18 protein-coding genes and 2 tRNA genes are annotated in these 25,708 nt (G+C 58.4%); 16 read left to right on the top strand and 4 right to left on the bottom strand.

Going from position 1 to position 25,708, the window contains the following annotated elements:
- Nucleotides 1-206: 206 nt before the first annotated feature.
- Nucleotides 207-641: an antitoxin MazE-like protein gene (locus B3527_RS06800; RefSeq protein ID WP_035552414.1), complete on the top strand. Its 435-nt coding sequence runs from the start codon at nucleotides 207-209 to the stop codon at nucleotides 639-641.
- A gap of 579 nt (nucleotides 642-1,220) precedes the next feature.
- The gene (locus B3527_RS06795) at nucleotides 1,221-2,015 is read left to right on the top strand and encodes a hypothetical protein (RefSeq protein WP_051602715.1); all 795 of its coding nucleotides are present in this window, start codon (nucleotides 1,221-1,223) and stop codon (nucleotides 2,013-2,015) included.
- 147 nt (nucleotides 2,016-2,162) lie between these two features.
- Here the strand turns inward: B3527_RS06795 and B3527_RS06790 are convergent.
- Nucleotides 2,163-2,238 (bottom strand) — tRNA-Asn (locus B3527_RS06790).
- A gap of 325 nt (nucleotides 2,239-2,563) precedes the next feature.
- A tRNA-Cys gene (locus B3527_RS06785) sits at nucleotides 2,564-2,637 on the bottom strand.
- Nucleotides 2,638-2,787: 150 nt separating this feature from the next.
- Here B3527_RS06785 and B3527_RS06780 point away from each other — a divergent pair.
- The 10 genes from B3527_RS06780 to B3527_RS06735 all read left to right on the top strand — a co-directional run bounded on the left by B3527_RS06780 (nucleotide 2,788) and on the right by B3527_RS06735 (nucleotide 17,409).
- The gene (locus B3527_RS06780; protein WP_206992981.1) at nucleotides 2,788-3,441 is read left to right on the top strand and encodes a protein-L-isoaspartate O-methyltransferase family protein; all 654 of its coding nucleotides are present in this window, start codon (nucleotides 2,788-2,790) and stop codon (nucleotides 3,439-3,441) included.
- A gap of 131 nt (nucleotides 3,442-3,572) precedes the next feature.
- Nucleotides 3,573-4,880, top strand: a complete 1,308-nt coding sequence (locus B3527_RS06775; RefSeq protein ID WP_290479178.1) for a TolC family outer membrane protein — start codon at nucleotides 3,573-3,575, stop codon at nucleotides 4,878-4,880.
- Between the two features lie 95 nt (nucleotides 4,881-4,975).
- A complete protein-coding gene (locus B3527_RS06770) occupies nucleotides 4,976-5,716 on the top strand; it encodes a DUF2497 domain-containing protein (protein WP_206992983.1) in 741 nt (246 codons plus the stop codon).
- Nucleotides 5,717-5,797: 81 nt separating this feature from the next.
- Nucleotides 5,798-8,695, top strand: a complete 2,898-nt coding sequence (locus B3527_RS06765) for a valine--tRNA ligase (RefSeq protein WP_290479177.1) — start codon at nucleotides 5,798-5,800, stop codon at nucleotides 8,693-8,695.
- Between the two features lie 43 nt (nucleotides 8,696-8,738).
- Entirely contained in the window at nucleotides 8,739-9,728 is a 990-nt protein-coding gene (locus B3527_RS06760) for an isoaspartyl peptidase/L-asparaginase family protein (RefSeq protein ID WP_290480663.1), read from the top strand.
- Nucleotides 9,729-9,790: 62 nt separating this feature from the next.
- Nucleotides 9,791-11,518, top strand: coding sequence for a dihydroxy-acid dehydratase (gene ilvD / locus B3527_RS06755; protein WP_290479175.1), 1,728 nt, complete (start codon nucleotides 9,791-9,793; stop codon nucleotides 11,516-11,518).
- Nucleotides 11,519-11,585: 67 nt separating this feature from the next.
- Nucleotides 11,586-12,620, top strand: a complete 1,035-nt coding sequence (locus tag B3527_RS06750) for a DUF3137 domain-containing protein (protein WP_290479174.1) — start codon at nucleotides 11,586-11,588, stop codon at nucleotides 12,618-12,620.
- Nucleotides 12,621-12,718: 98 nt separating this feature from the next.
- On the top strand, nucleotides 12,719-13,099 hold the full coding sequence (locus B3527_RS06745; protein ID WP_290479173.1) for a hypothetical protein: 381 nt from the start codon (nucleotides 12,719-12,721) through the stop codon (nucleotides 13,097-13,099).
- 229 nt (nucleotides 13,100-13,328) lie between these two features.
- The gene (locus B3527_RS06740) at nucleotides 13,329-14,756 is read left to right on the top strand and encodes a sugar porter family MFS transporter (protein ID WP_290479172.1); all 1,428 of its coding nucleotides are present in this window, start codon (nucleotides 13,329-13,331) and stop codon (nucleotides 14,754-14,756) included.
- 76 nt (nucleotides 14,757-14,832) lie between these two features.
- On the top strand, nucleotides 14,833-17,409 hold the full coding sequence (locus B3527_RS06735) for a glycoside hydrolase family 3 protein (RefSeq protein ID WP_290479171.1): 2,577 nt from the start codon (nucleotides 14,833-14,835) through the stop codon (nucleotides 17,407-17,409).
- A 73-nt stretch (nucleotides 17,410-17,482) separates the two neighbouring features.
- Here B3527_RS06735 and B3527_RS06730 read toward each other — a convergent pair whose 3' ends face one another.
- Nucleotides 17,483-19,192 (bottom strand): glycoside hydrolase family 43 protein, encoded by a 1,710-nt coding sequence (locus B3527_RS06730; protein WP_290479170.1) that lies wholly within the window; start codon nucleotides 19,190-19,192, stop codon nucleotides 17,483-17,485.
- Between the two features lie 132 nt (nucleotides 19,193-19,324).
- On the opposite strand from B3527_RS06730, the gene B3527_RS06725 reads away from it, so the two are divergent.
- Both B3527_RS06725 and B3527_RS06720 read left to right on the top strand, forming a co-directional pair.
- The gene (locus B3527_RS06725) at nucleotides 19,325-20,446 is read left to right on the top strand and encodes an endo-1,4-beta-xylanase (RefSeq protein WP_290479169.1); all 1,122 of its coding nucleotides are present in this window, start codon (nucleotides 19,325-19,327) and stop codon (nucleotides 20,444-20,446) included.
- A gap of 138 nt (nucleotides 20,447-20,584) precedes the next feature.
- Nucleotides 20,585-21,634, top strand: coding sequence for a LacI family DNA-binding transcriptional regulator (locus B3527_RS06720; RefSeq protein ID WP_290479168.1), 1,050 nt, complete (start codon nucleotides 20,585-20,587; stop codon nucleotides 21,632-21,634).
- A gap of 11 nt (nucleotides 21,635-21,645) precedes the next feature.
- Here B3527_RS06720 and B3527_RS06715 read toward each other — a convergent pair whose 3' ends face one another.
- Entirely contained in the window at nucleotides 21,646-22,533 is an 888-nt protein-coding gene (locus B3527_RS06715; RefSeq protein ID WP_290479167.1) for an aldose 1-epimerase, read from the bottom strand.
- Nucleotides 22,534-22,757: 224 nt separating this feature from the next.
- Here B3527_RS06715 and xylB point away from each other — a divergent pair, with 224 nt between their 5' ends.
- Nucleotides 22,758-24,203 carry a xylulokinase gene (gene xylB / locus B3527_RS06710; protein WP_290479166.1) on the top strand — a complete coding sequence of 482 codons (1,446 nt, stop codon included), beginning with the start codon at nucleotides 22,758-22,760 and terminating at the stop codon, nucleotides 24,201-24,203.
- A gap of 13 nt (nucleotides 24,204-24,216) precedes the next feature.
- A complete protein-coding gene (gene xylA / locus B3527_RS06705; RefSeq protein WP_290479165.1) occupies nucleotides 24,217-25,563 on the top strand; it encodes a xylose isomerase in 1,347 nt (448 codons plus the stop codon).
- Nucleotides 25,564-25,708: the final 145 nt, after the last annotated feature.

The following is a 25,708-nucleotide window of genomic DNA, read 5'->3' as shown; positions in this document are numbered from 1 at the left end:
GGCCGTGTTTACCGCGAAGGTTTTCGTCTCTTCCGTCATGGGGGCGTTTCGTAGGGGGTAAGATATCTGCGCGGCGCGCTCCAATAAGATGTCATATTCTGATACAGTTTTTAGTATGATTGCATGGACGCTTTCATTTATTGCGTTTAGTTAATGCGCGGTGATGGCGAAATTCCATTGCAGAACACGACCTATTGGTGTGCCTCATGTCCGAAGAACGGCCAGAAATCAGACGGGCGAAAACCCATGCTAAAGAACGCCGACAGCATCTGCGTCAAAAGGGCCTGCGCCCAATCGAAGTTTGGCTGACTGAGGACCAGATCGCCGCCATCGACTATTTCGTGCAAGCTCAGGACAGCGCCAACCGGGTTGATGGGCTCGCTGATTGGGCGACCAGTATGCAGAAACATGTTCTCGCCGATCCCATGGTGACCGAGCTGACCAAGCGATATCAACTGCCGACTGTTTATCATGGCGTCGTGGTCGCACTCCAGTTTTTGAGGCATATCGCCGAAACCTACGACCTCACCGTTGAGGATGCGGCTGGACTTGAATGTTTCCAAATGCGCGCAGATGGTCGTGTGCGCGTTGCCGACCAGAACGCGGACGACGAAGACGAGCCGAGATTCAAGGTGAAATAGGTCTGCCACTTAGGATTTGGCGCGCACGTTGCTTGCCGATCAAAAGATGAAACTTTATTTTTCCTTCCGCGCGGCCCATGGGTCATGCGTCTGATCGATCGCGATATCGGATCGCTCGTTTCTGGCGATCTTGAGATCTCCGCAGAGACGGCGAACGCCCTTCGGTCTGCCTATGCCGGAATAGCAAGCGACGAGGAGATGACGCGCGCCATTGAAGCAGTCCGCAGCGCGCGAGAGAGCCATCAGTGGTTTGCGTGCGATTGCCGCGCAGATGAAAACATCTATCCGCTTATTGCACCCGCCTACCTAACATCGGCCAAGACTTATTACTTACGCCGACTGGTCGGGCCGAAACGACCGCTCCACGCCGTGAGCTGCCCGTTTTTCAGGGAACGCCCCGAACCGGGATTAGGTCGCGTCCGAGGGGCACCGTCATCAGCCAGGCCACCGGATGGGTTCTTTTCGGTCATAGATCACGAGGCTGCCAGGAAGGTTGCAGGTGGCAGAGATCAACTAAGGTCGATCACTTCAGTACGCCAATACACACCGCCGCCGCTTGCGCGCCAGCTTTGGCGTCTCATGAGATTGGCCCGTCTTAATCACCTGCCGCCGGTACAATCATCTGCGCCGCCGTCCATCTCCGCGGAATTCTCGCGATTGCGCGCGGCCGCTGAGAACGTCCTGGTTTCGAAAGGTGTTCCTCTTGCCCGGGTTCTGGGGACGCATCCGGAAGCGTATACCAGCAATCGGTTGTTCGCGCAGATCCGCCAGGTCCAAAGAGCGTCAAGCAACGAGGCACCACTGCAAGGGTTTCTGGCGCTGTTTGCCCGGTCTGCCTCACAGGAAACGATACATGGCGCGGAAGGGGCGGATATTCAGCTTGAAGGCGGGGTCGTAACCGCGCCGGGCATTGGCTTGGTGGATGATGGCCCCTTCCTGATCCTAGCGGTGATTGGGGATCGTGCCGGGCAGGGCGGTCTAGCCGCGCTGCGGGCGTATGCGCAGCCGATTTATAGTGCGACCCAATTCATGCCGGTAATGACGACGCTCGGCAGATCGCTTGTGAAATCCTTGAATTCCATACGATGGTCGCTGGCGAAGCGAAGGTCTGATTTGCGCATTTCGTTGGAGATGCCGCTATTTGCTCTAGAAACATCAGGCGGTCCTGTCCGCCCCGACATCATGATAGAGGTTTCTTCCACAATAACCGGAGAAGTGCGAACGACGTCCCTGTTTGTAGAGGCGCAATACGAGGATGCTTCTATCGCAGCGCATTTGCGTGATAGTGTTGGACCGGTTTTCTCCGTCCTTCCCGCTGATTTGGAGAACGAAGACGCGTTCAAGCGTCGCCTGACGAGCGCGCTTCTTTTTTGAACAGCCGCGCAAAGGCTGACACCTAGTATGATGCAGTTTGTTCCTTCGCAGCGTCCGGCGTTTAAAATCGTTGGTGGGTTTTATGGTGGGTGAGTGCGCTCAATCACCGTAAAAATACAACAATAACAAGAGCTTATGAGGATGAAGTGGCTCCGCGAGTAGGACTCGAACCTACGACCGGGCGATTAACAGTCGCCTGCTCTACCAACTGAGCTATCGCGGAACAGCCGGAGACGGGTGAATAGCAGACCCGAATACCCGTTCAAGCCCCCACATGCTGCGAAGTCATAAAAACTTGCAGATTCCGCAAAAAAAAGGCGGGAGACAAGCTCCCGCCGAGGCGTTGGGTGATGGTGGGTGTCTCCATGAGAAGACAGGTACACAATCCCTCAAATTGGTTAACGGGCTGTAAACGGTTTGCAAATGTGTGAGGGAAAATTTGCCGGATCGCGTTTACGACTCCGAAATCATGGGCGTCGGGGTGCTGGCGCACCTGTGGGGGCGCGCTGGTCAGGCGTGTGGCGGATAGGAGTGGTCATTTGAAAGTCTGGAGGCTCCGGCCGGAATCGAACCGGCGTACACGGATTTGCAATCCGCTGCGTAACCACTCCGCCACAGAGCCGTCCCAGAAGGCGCGTCACTTAGCAACGAACTTCGTAGCTTGCAATCTGTCCTTTTCATGCGGCGTGCGTTTATCGCGCATTGCGCCCCCGAAAACCCATGTTAAAGGGCAGGGAAAGCGCGCTATAACAAAGCCCGAGAGGGAATCGAGATGAACTACGACAAAGCCCGTGAGATCATGGTCGACACGCAAGTGCGCCCGAATGATGTCTCTGACCCGCATATCGTCTCGGCTTTCCTGAAAACGCCTCGCGAAGCCTTTGTGCCGACATCGCGCAAATCGGTTGCCTATTCTGAACTGGAAATCGAGACGTCCGTGGGCCGTGCCCTCTGGACGCCGCGCGATACGGGAAAATTGGTCAAGCTGGCCGACATCAAACCATCCGACATTGTGCTCGTGATTGGTGCTGGCTCTGGCTACGAGGTGGCGCTCATCAGTCATTTGGCCGAAACCGTTATCGCGCTCGACGATACCGATGCGCGCGTGGACGCCATGTCAGAGCGCTTTGCAGCGCTTGGGATCGATCAGGCGGTTGCCGTCGAAGGTGATCTCGCTGCAGGATTGCCTGACCAGGCGCCTTTCGACGTTATCTATGTCTGCGGCATGGTCGAAACACTTCCAGAAGCCTGGACTTCGCAGTTGGCTGAGGGCGGTCGACTGGCCGTCGTGACGCTCGAGCGGGAAGGGCTTGGACGCGGCAAGGTTTACACGCGCGCAGGCGACACAGTATCGGCCCGCGAAGGATTCGATGCTTTTCCACCAAAATTCCCTGCATTCGACCGCAAGAAGTCATTTGTCTTCTGACAAGCGACAGGCCGCGACAATTTGTTAAGACTCCAGAAAAGTGAACAGTGTTCACTAATGCCGTCAGAGCCCTTATATTAGGGATCAAGCATATAAGGGGCTCAGTCGGTCTGGGTCTCAAGGAGCGCCGCATGAATTTCCACCGATCCCTCTCTGTCAGCCTTTTTGCCCTCGGCCTGACCGGGATGACCGCAGCACAAGCAGACACACTCGCCGACGCCATCAATGCAGCGCTCGCAACCAATCCGGGGCTGCAATCTCAGCGAGTTGAGACAGATATTGCTCGTGAGAGTGTGGAGCAGGCCCGCTCACAGGGGCGTACCACGGTCGATCTGACTGGGAGTGCTGGCTACCAGTACACAGATTCAAACGCAGCTTTTGCGTCGCTCTCCGGCACGAATGGCGACCGTCCGATTGCCAGCGCCCAGATTCAGGCTGCCAAACCCATTTATACCGGAGGACGTATCAATGCCGGCATCCGTCAGGCAAAGGCCGGCGTGGACGCCGCTGAATCGCAATATGATGCCGCCGTCCAGGATCTCATCCTTCAGGTCATAACGGCCTATGTCGATGTGCGCAGCGACCTCGAAACCGTTTCGATTCGCGAAAACAATGTCGAAGTGACCGGTGAGCAGGTCCGTGCGGCGTCTGACCGGTTCGACGTGGGCGTGGTGACGCGGACCGATGTTTCGCTGTCTCAAGCTCGCCTCGAAGGCGCGCGCGCCGCTCTGGCCGGCGCCGAAGCAGTTCTCGAAGCAGATATTGCAAATTATCAGTTCCTCACCGGTCTTGCGCCGGACGATCTCGCGCCGCCGCCGCCGCTGCCGCCCCTTCCGGCCTCGCTGGACGAAGCAGTCCAGATCGCGCTCGACACGAACCCGGACCTGATCGCCGCCCGCCATGCTGAACGTGCGGCTCGCGAGGCAATTGACGTTGCCCGCGGTCAGTACAAGCCTCAGATCAGCATCGTGGGCACTGCGGCGCGCCAGGAAACCTATAATGACTTCACTCAGCGCGATTCGAGCGTCTCAGCTGTGGCCCAAGGCACCATCCCGCTGCTTTCAGGCGGCCTGATCAAAAGCCAGGTGAAATCGGCCAAGCTGCAGCGCGCTCAGGCGCAGCGCCAGATCGATACGCTTCAGCGCAGCATTCGCGCTCAAATCGCACAATCCTGGTTCGCTTATGAAGCTTCCTTGCGCTCCATCTCGGCCTCCGAACGTCAGGTCGACGCAGCCCAGATCGCCTATGACGGCGCCACGGAAGAGCTGGCCGTGGGCATTCGCACTACGCTGGATGTGTTGGACCAGGAACAGCAATTGTTCGAAGCCCGGCTTGCCCTCGTGCAGGCCGAGCGGGACTCCTATGTCGCCGCTCACAATCTCCTGCGCGCGACCGGACAATTGTCTCCGAACATGCTGGTTCTGGATGGCGCGGGCTGAGACTCGCGTTAACGACGATAAACGGTTGTTAACACAATCCCCGTAGCGGTTAATGCATAGGGATTCGCACTGCACCAAATATCAAGGGGCTGGCCATGGCCAATGAAGCACACAAAGAACCGACGATGGAGGAAATCCTCGCGTCGATTCGCAAGATCATCTCAGATGATGACACGGCTCCACAGGCGGAAGAATCGGCGCACGCCGAAGAGACTTCCGCGCCTGTCGAGGCTGAAGCCTCATTCGATGAGGATGATCTGCACGATATTGATGACGTCATGTTCGAGGACGAACCGGCAGCGGACGAGGCTTCTGCCGAAGAGGTCGTGGCTGACGAAGACGCCTTTGAAGTAGAATTCGAGCAATTCGACTCCAGCGCCGACGAAGTCAGCGAGCCGCCAAGCTTCGAAGAAATGCTTGGCGCGGCGCGCGCTGTCGTGGCGGCCCCCAAGGCCGAAGAGGCTGAGGAAGTCGTAGAAGAAGTGTTTCCCGAAGCGCTCGTTGAAGAAGTCGCTCCGGAGCCCGAACCAGAGCTTGAACCTGAACCCGCTGCCCCCGAACCGGTGGCTGCATCCGTATCCGTGGAGGAAGACATGGCGGCTACCGCACGTTATCAGCAAACCATCCTGACAGACGACCAGACTGCCGATGTGGCCGCTGGTGCACTCGGCAAACTCATTTCCAAAATGGATATGGGCGGCGACAATACGATTGAGGGCCTCGTACGCGAGATGCTCAAGCCGATGATGAAGGACTGGCTCGATGCCAACCTTGCAAAGATCGTCGAGGAAAAGGTGGAGGCCGAAGTACAGCGCATCGCCCGCATGGCGCGCTAGCCTCTCCTGACAAATACGTTATAGGGAAGGGCGCGCCGTCACTGGCGCGCCTTTTCTTTTAGATGGAATACGCCTGAAACGATGCTCGACCAAAGATTTGACCCCGCCGAAGCCGAACCCCGCCTGTACAAGGCCTGGGAAGAAAACGGATGCTTCAAACCCTCCGGCGACACGTCTGCACAAGCTTATTCCATCGTCATCCCGCCGCCGAATGTCACCGGCGTGCTGCATATGGGCCACGCCTTGAACAATACGTTGCAGGATGTCCTGATCCGGTTCGAGCGCATGCGCGGCAAGAATGTGCTGTGGCAGCCGGGCACCGACCATGCCGGCATCGCGACTCAAATGGTGGTCGAGCGCCAGATGGCTCAGTCCGGTGACAATGTCACCCGCCGCGACATGGGCCGCGAAGCCTTTGTCGATCGCGTGTGGAACTGGAAAGAGGAATCCGGCGGTGCCATTGTCGGCCAGCTGAAACGTCTCGGCGCGTCTTGCGACTGGTCAAAAGAAGCCTTCACAATGGGCGACCGCAACGATCCCGACAACAGCATGATGCGCGCAGTGACGAAGGTCTTTGTCGAGCTCCACAAGAAGGGGCTGATCTATCGCGACAAGCGGCTCGTGAACTGGGACCCACACTTTCAGACTGCGATCTCGGATCTTGAAGTCGACCAGCGCGAAGTGCCGGGCCATTACTGGCATCTACGCTACCCGCTCGCCGATGGCGTCACCTATCTGCATCCGGTCAAGGATGAAGACGGCAATGTCGTGGATCAGGATATGCGCGACTACATTGTCGTTGCCACGTCCCGCCCGGAAACCATGCTCGGCGATACCGGCGTCGCTGTGCACCCGGAAGACCCGCGCTATGCAGGCCTGATTGGCAAGTTTGTCGAACTGCCGATTGTTGGCCGTCGTATACCGATCATTGCGGATGAGTATGCTGATCCGGACAAGGGTTCTGGCGCCGTGAAGATCACCCCCGCGCATGATTTCAACGATTTTGAAGTCGGCAAGCGCGCGGGCCACACACCGCTGAACATCCTGAATGCGACCGCGCATATCGTGGACGGCGAAGAGGCTGACACGGCCGGCATTCCGGCTGAGTATCGCGGCTTGGATCGCTTTGACGCACGCCGGAAAGTTGTCTCGGCTTTCGAGGACGCGGAGCTGCTACAGGATATCGAGAACCTCAAGATCGAACAGCCCTTCGGCGACCGGTCCAATGTCGTCATCGAACCGTGGATGACGGACCAGTGGTATGTCGATGCCAAGACAATGGCCAAGCCTGCCATCGCCGCGGTGAAAGAGGGCAAGACCAAATTCGTCCCGGAGAATTGGGAAAAGACCTATTACAACTGGATGGAAAACATTCAGCCCTGGTGCGTCTCCCGCCAGCTCTGGTGGGGACACCGGATTCCGGTTTGGTATGGTCCTACCTTGAAAACGGATGAGAGTGTTGATGATAAAACCCCGACCGGAGACCGTCTATCGGATGAACGACATGCGCAAAAGATATTCTGCGCAATCAACGAGGCTGAGGCCATAATTCAAGCAGAAGAATACTACGGCGAGGAGTTCAGTGTATTTTGTGACTCAGGAAAGCCAAAAGGCTTTTCAGTATCACATATTGGGGGAACCAAGCCTTATTGGATAAATCTAGTCCAAGATACTGACGTCCTCGACACATGGTTCTCCTCCGCGCTCTGGCCGTTCTCGACGCAGGGCTGGCCGGAGCAGACGGACGATCTGAAAACCTTCTTCCCGACGGCAACGCTGGTCACCGCGTTCGACATCATCTTCTTCTGGGTCGCCCGGATGATGATGATGAGCCTCGAATTCATGGGGGAAGTTCCGTTCAAGGACGTCTACATCCACGCGCTCGTGCTCGACGAGAAGGGCCAGAAAATGTCCAAGTCCAAGGGCAATGCCATGGACCCGCTGGAACTGGTCGACGAGTACGGCGCCGACGCGCTACGCTTCACGATGGGCCGCATGGCCGGGCAGGGACGCAACATCCGCCTCTCCAAACAGGCCGTCGAAGGCAACCGCAACTTTGCCACCAAGCTCTGGAACGCCGCCCGCTTTGCCGAGATGAATGAGTGCGGCGCGCCGGGGGAGATCGACTATGCCAGGGTCGAAAGCCCGGTGAACCGCTGGATCCTGTCCGAACTCTCCCAATGCGCGGCAGAAGTCAGCAAGGGCATTGAGGACTACAAATTCAACGAAGCTGCGGGCGCGCTCTACAAATTCATCTGGAACACGCTCTGCGACTGGTATCTCGAACTGATCAAGCCGCTGCTGGCAGGCATGGACGATGCCGCCAAGCAGGAAACCCGCATGGTCTGCGGCTATGTGCTGGATGAATCGCTGAAGCTGCTCCACCCCTTCATGCCCTTCGTCACCGAAGAATTGTGGGAACGCCGCGCTGAGGGCCGCGCTGAGGCCAAGGGCTTCCTGATGCACCAGTCTTGGCCATCGACTGAGCCGTTCGCGGATGAGGCCGCCGCGGAAGAGATCAATTGGGTGATCGACATGATTACCGAGCTGCGCTCGCTCCGGAACGATCTGGGCGTTCCGGCGGGCTCCAAGCTGCCGCTGACCCTGGTCAATGCCGGGGCGGAAATCGAAAACCGCGCGATGAGCCATGAGGACGTCCTGAAGCGCCTTGCGCGCCTTGAAGACATCTCGATGACGGATGCGACCCCCGAAGGTGCGGTGACTGCGGTCATCGGCGAGACCATGTCTGCGCTTTCGGTGGCCGACATTGTCGACATCGACGAGGCCCGCAATCGGCTCGACAAGGAGCTGGCCCAACTCGACAAGGACATCAAATCCACCGAGGGCAAGCTTTCAAACGAGAAATTCGTTTCGCGCGCCCCGCCAGAGATTGTTGAAGAGAATCGTGAGCGGATCCGTGACTGGTCCGCGCGCAGGGAAAAGCTGAAAGCTGCCCGCAAGGGGCTTGAAGGTCTCTGACCAATGCGGGCATCCTGTTTCAGCATGAACAGGAGTTGCTCTCATGAATTTCCGCAAACTGGTGATCGCGTCGGCGGTCCTCCTCGGCGCGTGCGCTGCGACCCCGGACCCTGGGCCCACCATGACCGAGTGGCGGCTGGTGGTCCATGGCGGTGCAGGCGTGATCACCCGCGAAGGCATGAGCCCGGAAAAGGAAGCGGCTTACACCGCAGCGCTCGAGACTGCGTTGGAAGCTGGCGCAGCCGTGCTCCGAAACGGTGGTAGCGCGCTGGATGCGGTCGAGGCGGCTGTCATCCCGATGGAAGACGATCCGCTCTTCAATTCCGGCCACGGCGCCGTGTTCACCGCGGCGGGTACTCATGAACTCGACGCATCAATCATGGACGGCCGTGCGCGCAATGCCGGCGCCGTCGCTGGCGTCACCCGCGTGCGTAACCCGATCAAGGCGGCGCGCGCCGTGATGGACAAGTCCGAACATGTGATGTTCGCCGGATCAGGGGCCGACGCTTTTGCTGAAGCGCAGGGCCTCGATATGGTCGACAATTCCTATTTCGACACGGACCGGCGCAGGCAGTCTCTGGAGCGCGTGCTCGAAGAGCGCGTTCGGACAGCCGCCGACCGTCATGGCACCGTCGGCGCGGTCGCGATCGATCAGGACGGCAATCTTGCCGCGGCGACGACGACCGGCGGCATGACAGCCAAGGCAGCGGGCCGGATTGGGGACTCGCCGCTGATTGGCGCAGCGACCTATGCCGAGAACGGCGTTTGCGCCGTGTCTGCAACTGGACACGGCGAATATTTCATCCGCGTGGGCGTGGCAAAGACCATTTGCGACCGGGTGAAACTAGCGGGCGACGGGATTGAATCGGCCGCTGAATCCGCGCTCGCAGAAGTCGCAGAACTCGGCGGCGATGGTGGCGTGATCGTCCTAGATGGTGACGGTGGATATGCCTTCGTCTTCAACTCCGAAGGCATGTATCGTGGGGTCGTGGATGCTTCAGGGGCAAGAACTGCCATCTATGGCGGCGAATAGTCCCTTTTCCGCAACAGGATTGCGCGCTAGGGGCATTGCAGAACACACAGGATAGGACCGTCATGAGCAAGACTTGGGACAAATCGAAAATGCCCTCCCGCCACGTTACGCAAGGGCCGGAGCGCGCGCCGCATCGCAGCTATCTCTACGCCATGGGCCTGTCGACCAAGGACATCCAGAAGCCCCTCGTTGGCGTTGCGTCCTGTTGGAACGAGGCGGCGCCGTGCAACACAGCCCTGATGCGCCAGGCGCATGCGGCTTCCGAAGGCGTCAAGAAGGGCGACGGCACTCCGCGCGAATTCTGCACCATCACAGTGACCGATGGCATCGCGATGGGGCATGAGGGCATGCGGTCCTCGCTGGTCAGCCGCGACACGATTGCGGACTCGGTCGAACTGTCCATGCGCGGTCATTCCTACGACGCGCTGGTCGGCATTGCTGGCTGTGACAAATCCCTGCCGGGCATGATGATGGCCATGCTGCGCCTCAACGTGCCCAGCGTCTTCCTTTATGGCGGCTCAATCCTGCCGGGCTCCTATGAGGGCCGCGATGTCACCGTGCTTGACGTGTTCGAGGCTGTGGGCGCGCATGCCGCTGGCTCGAACGAGATGACCGACGAGAAACTTCACGCGCTGGAAAAGGTCGCCTGTCCTGGCGACGGGGCGTGCGGCGGCCAGTTCACGGCGAACACGATGGCCTGCGTCTCTGAGGCCATCGGCCTCGCCTTGCCGCTCTCCTCGGCGCTGCCAGCGCCTTACACCGACCGTGACGGCTATGCCGTGGCCAGTGGTGAAGTGGTGATGCAACTGGTCGAGAAGAATCTGCGCCCGCGCGACATCTGCACGCGGGAAGCCTTCGAGAATGCGGCCATCGTCGTCGCCGCGACCGGCGGCTCGACCAATGCGGCGCTTCATCTGCCAGCCATGGCGCATGAGTGCGGCGTTCAGTTCGATCTCGAAGACGTCGCGAAGATCTTCCAGAAGACGCCTTACATCGCGAACCTCAAACCCGGTGGCGACTATGTTGCCAAGGATTTCGGCGAAGCGGGCGGCGTGCCCATGCTGATGAAGACGCTGCACGAATCCGGCCTGATCAATGGCGACTGCCTGACCGTCACCGGACAGACCTGGGCAGAATACCTCGAAGACATCGAGTGGGATCCGAACCAGAAGGTCATCCATCCGGCAACCGATCCGATCTCGCCAACCGGCGGTGTCGTTGGCCTGTGGGGATCGCTCGCCCCCGATGGCGCGATCGTGAAAGTGGCCGGACTGCACACGCTGCAATTCTCCGGGCCGGCGCGCGTCTTTGATGGCGAGGAAGCCTGTTTCAAAGCCGTGTCCAACCGCGACTACAAGGAAGGCGAAGTTCTCGTCATCCGATACGAAGGCCCCAAGGGTGGCCCCGGTATGCGGGAGATGCTGTCGACCACTGCCGCGATCTACGGTCAGGGCATGGGTGACAAGGTGGCCCTGATTACTGATGGTCGCTTCTCCGGCGCAACGCGTGGCTTCTGCATTGGCCATGTCGGACCGGAAGCGCAGGAAGGCGGCCCCATCGGCCTGCTGAAGGATGGCGACATCATCACGATCGATGCCGAAAAAGGCACGATTGATGTCCGCCTGACGCCTGCTGAGCTGGAAGACCGCAAACGTCAGTGGAAGCCGCGTATTACGGCCTACGGCTCCGGTGCGCTGCAAAAATTTGCCGCGCTGGTCGGCCCTGCACACAAGGGCGCGACGACCCATCCGGGCTTCGCGGGTGAGCGGCACGTCTACGCCGATATCTGATACAGGTTTTACCTGTCACGGAATCCAAGCTTGACTGGGGCGGTCTGTTTATGAGAGGCCGCCCCAGATGAGTCAGGATATGCCATCGACCGATCCACTCCCGTCACAACCTCCTGTCGATCCGGATGTTGTAAAGGCATTGGGTGATCTTCCAGAGGAATTCCGGGAGTTTCCCCGCCTGTTCCAGGATGAGATCAGGCCAGCACTTTTGACTCGTGAGGCCGAACGACAAGTCGCCGTCGCGAAGGCGCGACAAGCCCGCTATGTGGGGATCGCGGTTGCTGTTATCGGTGCGCTTGCTGGCGTGTTTCTTGTTCGGCATCCCTTCGCAGCAATCATCGCTGTGGTGGTCGGTGTGGGCTATCTGTACTGGGGAGGCCGTGATGTGCGTCGACTGGGCAAGGAAGCCAAGGATCTGATTGTCCTGCCCGTTGTGCGAAAGCTTGGTCTGCAATTCTTGGCGGAGCCCGGCTCTGTCGACTCTATCTACAAGCATCATGATGTTGGAATCGTGCCCAGCTGGGACCGCGCCAATTATGAGGATCGGCTGACGGGACGGCGCAAAGGCGTGGATTTCGAATTGTTCGAGGCGCATCTCGAAGAGCGCAGTACGTCGACCGATTCCAAAGGCAATACGCAAACCCGCTGGAGAACGGTCTTCAAGGGCCAATGCCTGCGCTTCGAGTTTTCCAAGCGCTTCTATGGCCGCACGCTGATCACGCGTGATTCGGGCTTCTTCAACCGATTTGGCGGGGGAAAGGGCATGTCCCGTGCCATGCTGGAAGACCCGGTGTTTGAAAAGATATTTGAGGTCTACACCACCGATCAGGTGGAGAGCCGCTACCTCCTGACGCCGGACCTCATGCAAAATCTTGTCGACTTGGAAAAGGCATTCCACGGCGGTCGGCTGAAGGCGTGTTTTGATGGTGGAGAGATGTTCATCACACTGGAGGGAGGGAACCTGTTTGAGCCTGGCAGCATGTTCAAACCCCTCGATAGTGTGGATCGCGTGCGGGAATTGCTGACTGATTTTGCGGCCATATTCCGCATCATGGATGCTGTCATTATCGGTCGTGCCCGTGAAGGCCAGGTGCGCGACTGAGATCGTTCAAATGAGGCGGTTCGGGGGCAACAGCGTTCAGCTTTGCTTCAGTGACTTTCCGCCATAAAAAGCGTGAACTTAGCAAGAGGTCCCGTTTCATGATGAAATCCATTGTCGCCAGTTTCATGCTTGTCATTGCTGCACAAACAGCCGTCGCTCAGGCGATGACGACTGCGGACGTGAAGCGGTGCAATGCCATGGCGGCAACCATGGCGCCGAAGAAGGCGGAGATCGAAACGCTGCGGGCCATACGTGATGAATTGGCGATCCGTGTGGAAGAGTTGGGTGAGGTTTGGGAAGACGCTGAAATCCATCGCTTGGCCTCGCCTGCGCACGCTGCGACAGCTGATGAGACCAAGTCTGCCTATCAGACTGCCAGGAAGGAGCTGATGGCAAAAGAGCGTGGGCTGCAAGCCGTTGCACGCCAGTTCAATCAGGACATTGCCTCATATAATCAGAGCTGCGCCACCGCCAAATAGGCGGCAATTCCCTTCTCCATTCGTGCTGGACCTCAGCCTGCGATGATGCGCAACTGGCGCATCGTCGTCGCCCCGACTCGTAGGAGCCGTTGCAGCAGAAACACTTGTCAACGTTGACAACTCAATTTTGATAGACTTCTTGTTGGCGATAACATTCGAGGCTAGACTTCGGTATAAGTAAAAAGCGGGCAGGGGGTTGCCTGCCGCGAAACAAGGGAGGGCGCGCGGTATGAGCGACGCATCATCGACTGTAAATATGGATACAGGACAGGGCAGTTTTGGCCAGGTTCTGCTGATCACCGCCGTCGCCACGATCGGCGGATTTCTTTTTGGTTTTGACTCAGGCGTCATCAACGGAACTGTTGATGGTCTCCGTGTTGCCTTCAACTCGCAAGAAATGGGCACAGGTTTCAACGTTGCCTCCATGCTGCTTGGCTGTGCAGTTGGCGCGGCACTGGCAGGCACATTGTCGGATGCGTTCGGTCGTCGCACGATGATGATCGTTGCTGCGGTTTGTTTCATAATCTCCGCATGGGGCTCCGGTGTAGCGGGCTCGTCGGCGGAATTTGTCGTCTATCGCATCATTGGTGGTCTTGCGGTCGGCGCCGCAAGCGTCATGTCACCAGCTTATATTTCCGAAGTTGCTCCGGCCAAATATCGCGGTCGCCTCACGTCGATCCAGCAGGTCGCCATCATCAGCGGGCTTTTTCTGGCATTCGTGTCCAATTATCTGATCGCGCAAGCAACTGGCGGGTCTGCCATGAATGAATGGCTGCTCGGCTTTGAAGCGTGGCGCTGGATGTTCTGGATGGAATTGCTGCCGGCTACATTCTTCCTCGTGGCTCTTCTGTTCATTCCGGAAAGCCCGCGCTACCTCGTGGCACAAGGTTCTACAGACAAGGCGCGTTCGGTGCTCTCGCGTCTCTCTGGTGCCAAGGCCGCTCACCGCAAGGTCGACGAGATCGAGCAGTCGCTTGCCAATGATCACAAGCCGTCCCTCAAGGACGCGCTTGGTCAATTCGGTTTCAAACCCATTGTCTGGGTCGGTATCGGTCTTGCCGTGTTCCAGCAACTTGTTGGTATCAATGTCGTCTTCTATTATGGCGCCGTGCTCTGGCAGGCGGTTGGCTTCTCCGAAAGCGACGCCTTGCTGATCAACATCATTTCCGGTGCGGTCTCGATTATTGCCGTGATCATTGCGCTGCTGCTGATCGACCGGATCGGTCGCAAACCACTATTGTGGATCGGCTCGGTCGGTATGACGGTCACACTTGCCATCGTGGCATTCTGCTTCTCACAAGCGGTCACGATTGATGGGGCAGTCAGTCTGCCCGGCAGCTTTGGCTTGATCGCTCTGCTCGCCGCGAATGCCTATGTTGTGTTCTTTAACGCGTCATGGGGCCCTGTCATGTGGGTCGCCCTTGGTGAGATGTTCCCGAACCAAGTTCGCGGCGCAGGTCTCGCCATCTCCGGCTTTGCGCAATGGATCGCCAACTTCGCGATCACGATGACCTTTCCGATCATGCTGGCAACGGCTGGTATCGGTCTGGCGGGTGCTTACGGTTTCTACGCTGTGTGTGCGCTGATTTCCGTCTTCTTCGTCTTCAAGGCGGTCAGGGAAACCAAAGGTCTCGAACTCGAGGAAATGCAGGGTTAGGCCCGGCATATACATTCCGCCCTCGCCGATCTGTCGGCGAGGGCATTTTTTTAAAAACTGAACAAGGGAGGTCGCGATGGCCAAGGCTGTCCGGAAATCGTCAATCATTTCGCTGCTCGGCGGCGTGGCTAGTGTGGCGCTCATTGCCGCGTGTAGCCATACGCCGACCGATGCCGATGCCAACGAAACCATGGTAGCTGCAGAGCCCGTGCAGACCGCGCTCATGACTGAGCACGATCTCGTCGCAACACCAGAACTTTGGCCCGAAATCACTGTGCCGGATCTCGACCCTGTGATCGAAGCGCGCATTGACGAGATCATGGCGAAGATGACTCTGGAGCAGAAAGTCGGTCAGGTCATCCAGGCGGACAGCGACAGTGTGACCCCCGAAGAAGTAAAGGCCTATCGCCTTGGGTCCGTTCTCAGTGGTGGCAGCTCGGCGCCCGGTGACGAACCGTTCGCGTCCATGGACGCGTGGCTCGCGGATGCGGACGCTTATTGGCACGCCTCGGTCGATCCAGAAGGTGTTGAAATCGCCATCCCCGTCATCTGGGGCATCGATGCCGTGCATGGCCATGCGAACCTGTTTGGTGCGACCATCTTCCCGCACAATATCGGCCTTGGCGCTGCCAATGATCCGGACCTGATCGAAGACATTGCCCGCATTACCGCCGAGGAACTCATTGTCTCCGGCCATGATTGGACATTTGCCCCGACCATCGCCACTCCGCGCGATGACCGCTGGGGCCGCACCTATGAGGGCTATTCAGAAAGCCCTGAAATTGTCCGCGAATATGCCGAACGGATTGTCTACGGATTGCAGGGCCGTCCGGATGATGAGGACTTTCTCGGCGAGGGCCGTGTCATTTCCAGTGCCAAACACTATGTCGGCGACGGCGGTACACAAGATGGCATCGATCAGGGCGAGACGCTCGCCACCGAACAGGAACTCATCGACATTCACGCTCAAGGCTATTTCACCGCGCTTGAAGCCGGTGTGCAGACCGTCATGTCGTCATTCTCCAGCTGGCAGGGAGTCAAGATGCATGGCAGCCACGTCATGCTGACCGAAGTGCTGAAAGACCGCCTCGGTTTCACTGGTTTTGTCGTCGGTGACTGGAATGGTCACGGCCAGGTGCCGGGTTGTACGAATACCGACTGTCCACAGTCGTTGAATGCTGGGCTCGATATGTACATGGCACCGGACAGCTGGAAGGGGCTCTATGAAAGTACGCTCCAGCACGCCAAGGATGGCAACATCCCGATGGAGCGTCTCGACGATGCCGTGCGCCGTATCCTGCGTGTGAAGCTCGCCTATGGCATTTTCGACAAGCCTGCGCCAAGCGAACGCCCTGGAGCGAACGACGAGAGCCTGATGGCAACGCCCGAGGCCCGAGAGATCGCCCGCCGCGCCGTGCGGGAATCGCTCGTTTTGCTGAAGAACAATGACAATCTCCTTCCGCTCAGCACGGAGCAAACCATTCTCGTGATCGGTGATGGCGCAGACAGTATCACCAAGGCCGCTGGTGGCTGGACCTTGTCCTGGCAGGGCGGTGGTTATGACAATGGCCACTTCCCCAATGGACAGTCCATTCTGGAAGGTATTGAGGATGCGCTGCTGCCGGGCGGCGGAACGCTGATCTTCGACCCCACAGGAGAGTCCGATGTAGATGCGGATGTTGTAATTGCTGTGTACGGAGAAAATCCATACGCTGAAGGCATCGGCGATATTCGGACGATGGATTTTGTGCCGAATGGTTTTGACACAAGCAAGCTCGAAGCCTTCCAGGACAAGGGCGTGCCGGTCGTGTCGGTTTTCCTGTCGGGTCGGCCGCTTTGGGTAAATCCCGAACTCAATGACTCCGATGCGTTCGTAGCAGCTTGGCTCCCGGGCTCCGAAGGTGCCGGGATTGCCGATGTGCTATTCCAGACGGAACCAGACTACGACTTTACGGGACGTCTCTCCTTCTCATGGCCGGCGACAGCCCAGCCGTCACGTCTCAATTCGGAAGACACACCTTATGAGCCGCTATTCGCTTACGGGTACGGCCTCAGCTATGCCTCTGACGCAACCGAGCTTGGAGAGCTGAGTGAAGATCCGGGTCTGTCCGAAGACCTCATGGGCAATGCGGATCCGCGGACCTTGTTCAGGCGCGGACGCCCAGGAGACCGCTGGGGCGCGCTCCTCGCGTTTGAGGGGGCTTACACGACGCTGCAGCCGGGGCTTACCGAACTGGCGGGCCTTTCGATCAGTCGGACGGACTACGAAACTCAGGAGGATGGACTGGTGCTTTCATGGTCGGATCCGACTGGCGTCCTGTCTATTGGTTCCTTTGCCAATCCGGTCAATCTGAATGCGGCTGGCGACGCCGCGCTGGACATCGTAGTTGCAGCCAAGGTGCCGGATGGCGGGGAGCACGTCATATCCGTCAGTGGCTCTTGCGACCAGATTGGCAATTGCGAAGCCGTTGAGCAGATCACCGTCACAGGTTCCGACTGGGCGGAATACCGAGCGCCTGCGGCCTGTCTCGGTCTGACTGACCTTACTGCCGTGCAGATCCCGGCGGTTATCGGAACGATGGATGCTGGGACAGTGGCAGTGGCGGACATCCGCTTCGAACCTTCCGAGAGTGATCAAGGTTGCTCTGAATAGCGCCAGCCTGAAAGATAAGTCTGAAATCAAATGGCGGCCTTCATTCGAAGGCCGCCATTTTCATTTTTAATGATCAGTCTCCGGCGGACTGGGCATAAACACCGAGAAGCGTACCGACAAACCCACCAGCCTTTTCCGTGCTCAGAATTGTGCTGTCTTCGCTGAGTGCCACGGGCTCCCAGTCGTCGCCTCGGGCAGCCTGATAGAAGTCGATCTCAGGGCCCCGTGATACGATCCGCAGTTTGAGGGAGGCCCCCAAAGGCGTGGCTGCAGGGACCTCTGCGACGATCTCGCCGTCCTTGTCTGTCGCGTCCCCCGCGCGCTTGCGCAGCCGCACAATCGCTTTCCCGTCTTCACTCATCGACAAGCCGAGCGCATAGTAGGCCACATCATTCTGGAAAGCGGCAATTCCCGCTTCGTCGTCATTATCTCCCGGCACGAAAGAGACCTCAGTATAGGCTTCAGCATTTGTGTGTTGCTGCCGCCGCGCGAGAAAGGAAGGCTGTCCAGGGCTGCCGACTCCGTCTGCGCGCGCTTCCAGAACGAGTTCGCCATTTTCCAGTCGATACGCTTTCTGGGCAGGTATTCTGACCGTCAGCCAGTGCAGCGGAAGTACTTCTTCCTCAAACTCATCCGTATAGGTGAAGTTGCCAGTCAGCGGCAAAGGAGCCTTCGGCTGCGCCGGCAGGGCGGGACGATCAATGACGTGCGGGATGACGTCGCCGGGCTTGGTGATGCGTGGGATACCATTGTCCCATGACACCGGCATGAGGAAAGTTTCGCGGCCGGTATTGTATTCGTTGCCTTGATAGGGGCGCGTGCCAAGGAATACGGCCCACCAATTGTCCTCAGAATCTTGGGTGAAGTCAGCATGGCCAACCGAAGTGATCGGTTCGGCACGGTCTTCCGGTAGGTCGCGTTGCGTCAGGATCGGGTTATCGGGATGGGGCGTAAACGGCCCCAAGGGGGACTTCGCGATGAGGATCACCTGCGAGTGCTGCGGGCCTGTTCCGCCTTCAGCAGCGCTAAGCAGGTACTTGCCATCAACCTTGTAGAGATGCGGCCCCTCGATCCAGACGGGTTGTTCGGACAAGTCCACGCCGCCATTCACCGCTACGACCGCATCCGAAACCGGTTCGAACGTTTGTGCATCAACTTCGCGGATCCAGACCGCGCGATGCCCCTCATAGCGGGGTTCGCCCTCAGGGGCGTCATTGTTCAGGATGTAGACTTTGCCGTCCTCGTCAAAGAAAAGCGACGGGTCGATCCCGCCAATATGGGGTAGCCAGATCGGGTCGGACCATGGCCCGGCAGGGTCGGTAGCCGTCACGACGAAATTGCCACCGCAATCCACGCAGGTATTGATCACGTAGAAGACGCCGCCATGGAATTCGATTGTCGGCGCAAACACACCTCGCGACACGGTCAGCCCGGAAAAGTCGAGCATGTCCGGCCGGTCGATCACATTTCCGATCTGGGTCCAGTTGATCAGGTCTCGGCTGTGGAAGATCGGGATACCCGGATAGTGGGTAAAGGATGAGTTCACGAGGTAGTAGTCGGCGTCGACTTTCACGATGCTGGGGTCTGGATAGTATCCGGCCAGGATCGGATTCCGAGCCTGACTGTCGGAGACGGGCAGGTCAAAGATCGGGTCAGTGCCGCTATATGTCAGATAGGAGAAGCGGGCTTCCGATGTTTCCAGCGGCGCAGGCGCACTGACACTGCCGCACGATGCTGCGATCGCGATCGCCCCGAAACTGGCAAACGCCTTCCAATGTCGCATTTGAATAATCACGCTTCCGACTCCCTCTGTCGTTCTACCGGTATGGACCCGGTTTCAATTCACGATATGATAGCGTTATCATTATCGCTATGCCAAGGCCGCCAAGAGCCGAAATCAACCGGGAGGAATTCGATGTCCAAATTTACAAGACGCCATGCGCTCGCTCTGATGGCGTCGGCAACGGGTGCAGCGTGCACGTCGGCAGGCGGGCCAGCCGTGCAACTTGGGACTGGTTCCGAGCCGTTGAAGGATTTGGCCGCCGCAAAGGGCATCCGTTTCGGCACGGCCATGGATGTGCGCGAGGTCTCCGATCCAGCTTATCTCGATATTGTCTTGCGAGATTGCGCCGTCATCGTAGCCGAAAACGAACACAAGATGTACACGATTCAGCCAACCCCGGATGCCATGAACTGGACGCCGGGCGATACGCTGGTGGCGTTTGCGAAAGCGAACAATCTCGGTATGCGGGGCCACACTCTGCTGTGGCAGCATCCGCAATGGCTCCCGGACTGGATCAATGACTCAGATTTTGCGAACGCCTCGGAAGCGGAGGCCGTCCTGGGCGGTTACATCACAGCGGTGGCGTCGCGGGATGCTGATTTCATCTATTCCTGGGATGTCGTGAACGAGACTATTGACCCGGAAACCGGCGATATCCGTGAAACCTCTTTTACCCGAGTCATGGGGCCGGACGTATTGGAGTTCGCGTTCCGCACGGCACGCGCAGCAGCGCCGGACGCAACGCTGGCGTACAACGACTATATGAGCTGGGAGCCCAGCCACGAAAAACATCGCACAGGCGTGCTGCGCATGCTCGAGCGTTTGAAACGCAACGGCGCACCCATTGATGCACTTGGCATTCAAAGTCATTCCAATGATGCGCCGCCTTCGGCCTTTACGCCGACCCAGCAAAAAATCTGGCGGGACTTCGTGGAAGAGGCCATCGGTATGGGGTTGGACATCTACCTCACCGAATTCGATGTGAATGACTCGATGATGGCTCCTGGCATTGTTCAGCGCGACCAGGAGATTGCCGCGTTTACGCGGGACTATCTCGACATGATGTTCAGCTATCGGGAGACCAAGGATCTGTTGATGTGGGGTCTGGCGGATAGTCACAGCTGGTTGCAGGGATTCAAACCGCGCGAAGACGGGATAGAGAAACGACCGACTCTTTACGATTCCAGCTATCGCCCCAAGCTGATGCGTGACGCTGTCGCGGCCGCGCTCAAGGCTGCGCCAACCCGTGCGTGAACTGCGCCACATTACCCCATCTGGCTGAATCGTCTTGAAAAAATTACATAAAGGCTTGAGGTTTGGGTGTTAAGTCGGCGCAAGACATAGAATGAAAAGCAGGACGGAAACCCTGCTCACGGGATAAGAAGAACAAGTATGTCCGAAAAAATTACAAAGTTGGGACGTCGCCAGCACGCGACCATCAAGGAGGTCGCCGAACTCGCTGGCGTTTCACAGATGACGGTCTCGCGTGTGCTCAATCGCCGAGATGTCGTGCGTGAAACTACCCGGGCGCGTGTTGAAGATGCCATCCGCGAACTGAAGTACCGACCGAACTTACTCGCACGCAGCCTTGCGGGTGGGAGCTCCCTGTTCATCGGAATGATTTTCAACAACCCCAGCAACTCCTATCTCAGTGAACTGCTCATCGGTGCGATGAACCGCTGCCGGGAAGCGGGGCACCACCTCGTGCTCGAGGATTTCTCCTCATACCAAGACCCTTCCGATGTAGATGAGCTTGTGGGCCGCGTCAGCGGCGCCGGTCTGGACGGCATTCTCGTCGTTCCCCCGCTCAGCGAAGATGACCTCCTGCTATCCAGGCTGGAGGAGGCGGGCATTCCTTGCGTCCTTATTGCCCCAAAAACTCCGCCGAAATCCGGAACAAGCCTCGCGATCGACGACGAAGCCGCAGCCAAGCGCATGACGGAATATCTGATCGCACGTGGCCATACTCGGATCGGCTTTGTGATTGGCGCCGAAGACCAGATATCGTCGCATCGCCGCTATAGCGGGTTCCAGCTGGCGATGAAGGAACATGGCCTCGACATTGATCCAAATCTCGTCCGGCGCGGTCGGTTTACGTATCGCAGCGGCATGGAGGCGGCCGACAGGATGCTGGATCTCGCCGACCAGCCTACGGCCATCTTTGCCAGCAATGATGATATGGCCGCCGGCGTGATCGCGTCGGCTTTCCGTCACGGTAAGCGCGTGCCGGAAGACATTTCCGTGGTCGGATATGATGATACGCCCATCGCCAGCGCGATCTGGCCGCAGCTGACTACTGTGCGCCAGCCAATTGCGGAAATGGGCTATCAGTCCGTCGATTTACTTGCTGCGTTTATTTCGGACCACGAAGCCGAGCTGGGCGAGCTGAATCCGATTCTGGATGTTGCGATCATTGAGCGGGATTCGGTCATCAAAGTCTGAAGTCAGACGCCTTAGATCTCGCGAATGGTCAGGCTTATCTGAGCCGACAGCGTTTCACCGGGCTCGAGGCTATGCAGCCCTGTCAGTTCGGCCGGATGCTGGCTGTTCACCGAGTCGGGAGCGTGGCTTACAGGTTCAACGCAGAAGAACTCCTGTTGCTTCGGCGTGTAGATCACCATGTGACCAAGCTCTGCGTCCGAGACCATTTCTACGCGCAGGTTCCGGCCTGGCCATTCGATACAACTTATCTGGTCTGACACGGTGAAGGCATTGTCGAGGTCGAGCTCATCAACGATACGCCAGTCTGACAGATCGGCACCAGCGGCTGGCATAACCAGCCTGTCGGGGATCATGCCCTCATCCGACATCCAGACCCGGTCGACCGGTACTTTCACGCGCGCATCCAGACGGGGAAAATAGGGGTGCCAGCCAAGCCCCGCGGGCATGGAGTCGTCCCCGTGATTGGTCAGGCGAAGCATCAAGTCCAGACCGTCATCCCGCAGCCTGAAGTCCTGCTCCGCGCGATAGGCCCACGGCCAATCTTCGGGCCTGTAGTCAAACACCAGTCGTGCATGATTGCTGCCATGCTCTGCAACCTGCCAGGCCGCGTGCCAGGCCTGGCCGTGAATGGCGTGCGGTTCTGGAAGAAAGTTCGGCGCGAGGGACACATCACGGCCATTCCAGGCAAAACGGCCTTCGGAAATTCGGCCCGAGAACGGAAAAAGGGGGAAGCCCGCAGTCTGTAGCGGGCTTTCATCCGCAGTGCGCGCAAATGGACGCAGAATGTCCTGGGCCATGTAGGTCAACCCGCCCACACTGCCGCCAAGGTCGGGCAGCAAGGTCAGCTTCATGGCTTTGGTTTCGAGTATGAGGCGCGACAGCGCTGTTGAATCGGCCAAACCCCGGTCTCCCTTATCCGCAAGTGTTGGCTAAAAAGCATGCTAACGCTAACATGGAAAGTAGGATCGGTCTTTTCACCGGTACTTGACGCTGCGACAGAGGCGGATCTGCTGCGTCTCGGCAAGTTGATATTCCGCTCTTGCGATGGCAAAGCTGAAATGATAGCGGTATCATTTAGTGGACAGCCGCACTCAGACGGGCTGCCAGGGAGGACATTCGGAACGTGTTTCTAGGGATCGACATAGGCACATCCAGCGTGAAGGCAGCGCTGATTGATGAGGCAGGGCGCCAGGTTGAAGTCAGCCAGGCGGAACTTCCGATTTCGCGTCCCAAACCCCTCTGGTCCGAACAGAATCCATCTGATTGGTGGACCGCCACGAACATGGCCGTCGCCAAGCTGGACGTGAACCGCCGTCATCGGGTGAAGGCGGTCGGCCTGTCCGGACAGATGCACGGTGCGACGCTTCTGGATGAATCTCTTGCTCCGATTCGGCCGGCGATCCTCTGGAACGACGGGCGCAGCTTTGAAGAGTGCCGCGACCTTCAAAAGAGTACACCAGCCTTTGTGTCCAAGGGCGGTAATCTTGTCATGCCTGGTTTTACCGCGCCGAAACTCGAATGGGTGCGCCGGCATGAGCCAGGTGCATTCGAGAAAGTGCACAAGGTACTCCTTCCCAAGGATTATGTCCGCCTTCGGATGACTGGCGATCTCGCCTCCGACATGTCGGATTCCTCGGGCACGCTCTGGATGGATGTCGAGGCGCGGACCTGGTCAGAGGAATTGCTTGCCGCTTGCGGTCTCACGATCGACCATATGCCAAAGCTCTATGAAGGCCATGAAGTGACCGGTGTGCTTCGCCAGGAAGCGGCTGAAGCATGGGGCATGGACCGCGTGCCGGTGGTTGCTGGCGGCGGCGACAATGCGGCCGGAGCGGCGGGTGTTGGCGTGATCGATGAGGGTGAAGCGCTGCTGTCGCTCGGTACGTCCGGCGTGATTTTCGTGGCGGGGAATACGTTCCGCTCAAATCCCGATTCTGCGGCGCATGCATTCTGTCATGCTTTGCCGGATCGGTGGCACCTGATGTCGGTCATGTTGAGTGCAGCGAGCTGCCTCGACTGGGCCGTCAAACTGACCGGGACATCTGACGCGGGAGAGCTTGTGAAGCTCGCCCAGACAGAGGCAGGCCTAGCCGGGTCTGAGCAATTCCTCCCCTATCTGTCTGGCGAGCGCACACCTCATAACAATCCCCATGCGTCGGGTGTCCTGTTCGGTCTGACCCATGATTCCGGGTCTGCGCAGATCGGCCAAGCCGTGCTTGAGGGAGTCGCCTTCGGTATGGCGGATGGTTTCCGCGCCCTTGTGGAATCGGGTGTGGACGTACATTCGATCTCAGTTATCGGCGGCGGCGCACAATCCACTTATTGGGGGCGTATCCTGTCTGCTGTGCTGGACCGCCCGATGGTTTACCGCGACGGCGCGGCCACTGGCCCGGCCTATGGCGCTGCGCGCCTGGCTCGCTACGCCAGCATGGGCGGTTCAGTCGAGGAAATGTTCGAAGCACCCGAAGTGCTGCAGATTGTTGAGCCAAAAGAAAGCGACCGCGACCGGCTGGCCCCGAAATACGAGAAATTCGGTACACTGTACCGTATACTGAAAGATGCCTTCTGAGGAGAATAAAGACATGGCTGATGGACAGATCAATGTAGGCGGCGAACCCGTCTTCAAGGGCATCGACCCAATCAAGTTTGAGGGACCAGACAGCGACAACCCGCTGGCTTATCGTTATTACAACAAGGACCAAATGGTCATGGGCAAGCGGATGGAAGACCATCTGCGCATGGCTGTTTGCTATTGGCATACCTTCTGCTGGGATGGCTTTGACGTCTTTGGCGGTGGCACGTTTAACCGTCCTTGGCACGGTGCCGCCAATGACCGCGCCGCAGCTGACGCGAAGATGGCCGCAGCTTTCGAATTCTTCAGCAAGCTCGGCCTGCCTTACTATTGCTTCCACGACGTGGATGTCACTGAGGACTCTCCGACACCGGACGATCTGTCGAACAATCTCAAGCGCCAGGCCGACCGTCTCGCAGCCTATCAGGAAGCGACCGGCATCAAGCTGCTCTGGGGCACCGCCAACCTGTTCAGCAATCCGCGCTTCGGCGCCGGTGGCCTGACCAATCCGAACCCCGAAGTCGCCGCGGTTGCGGTCCGCCAGATCCGCGACTGTATGGAGGTGACGCAGGCGCTTGGCGGCGAGAATTATGTGCTCTGGGGTGGCCGCGAAGGCTATGACACCCTGCTGAATACTGATCTCGACCGCGAACTCGGCAATTTCGGTCGCTTCCTCGCAATGGTCGTCGATCACAAGCACAAGATCGGCTTCGAAGGAAAAATCCTGATCGAGCCGAAGCCGCACGAGCCGATGTATCACCAGTATGATTTCGACTCCGCGACCGTCTATGGCTTCCTGAAGCGCTTCGGCCTCGAAGATGAAGTCCAGGTCAATATTGAGCCGAACCACGCCACACTGGCAGGACACAGTTTCGCCCATGAGATCGCCACGGCTGTCTCGCTCGGCATCATGGGCTCGATCGATATCAATTGCGGCAACTACCAGAATGGCTGGGATACCGACCAGTTCAATCTCGACATCCGCGACATTACGCTGGCGCTGATCGAATTGCTGCCATCCGGCGGCCTCGACACCGGCGGCTTCAACTTCGATGCCAAGGTGCGCCGTCAGTCAAGCACGGTCGATGACTTGTTCCACGCCCATGTCGGCGGCGTCGACGCGCTGGCCCGTGCGCTTTTGTCGGCGGCCGACATCCTTGAAAAGGGCGAGATCGCCAAGCTCAAGACGGAACGTTATGCTGGCTGGGAGAATTCCGACCTCGGCAAGACGATGCTGTCGGAAGGCGCGAGCCTTGAAAGCATCGCCAACAAGGCCGTCGAGTCGGGTGTAAATCCGTCCCATACAAGCGGACGTCAGGAAATGCTGGAAAACCTCGTGAACCGCAGCCTGAAATAAACTGAACAGCGGCAGGCCTTGCCGGGCGTAATGAACGCGAGCAAGGCCTTGTCACTGTAGGGAAAAAGAAGCTAGGTTTGTCCGCCATACCCCTATGAGCGGACAAACTAGCTGGCGGCGGATTTCTGCTGCGCGATTGGCTTGC

The organism is Hyphomonas sp. UBA4505, assembly GCF_002388685.1.
In the GTDB taxonomy this organism is placed as follows: domain Bacteria; phylum Pseudomonadota; class Alphaproteobacteria; order Caulobacterales; family Hyphomonadaceae; genus Hyphomonas.
This window is presented reverse-complemented; position numbering and strand designations above follow the sequence as displayed.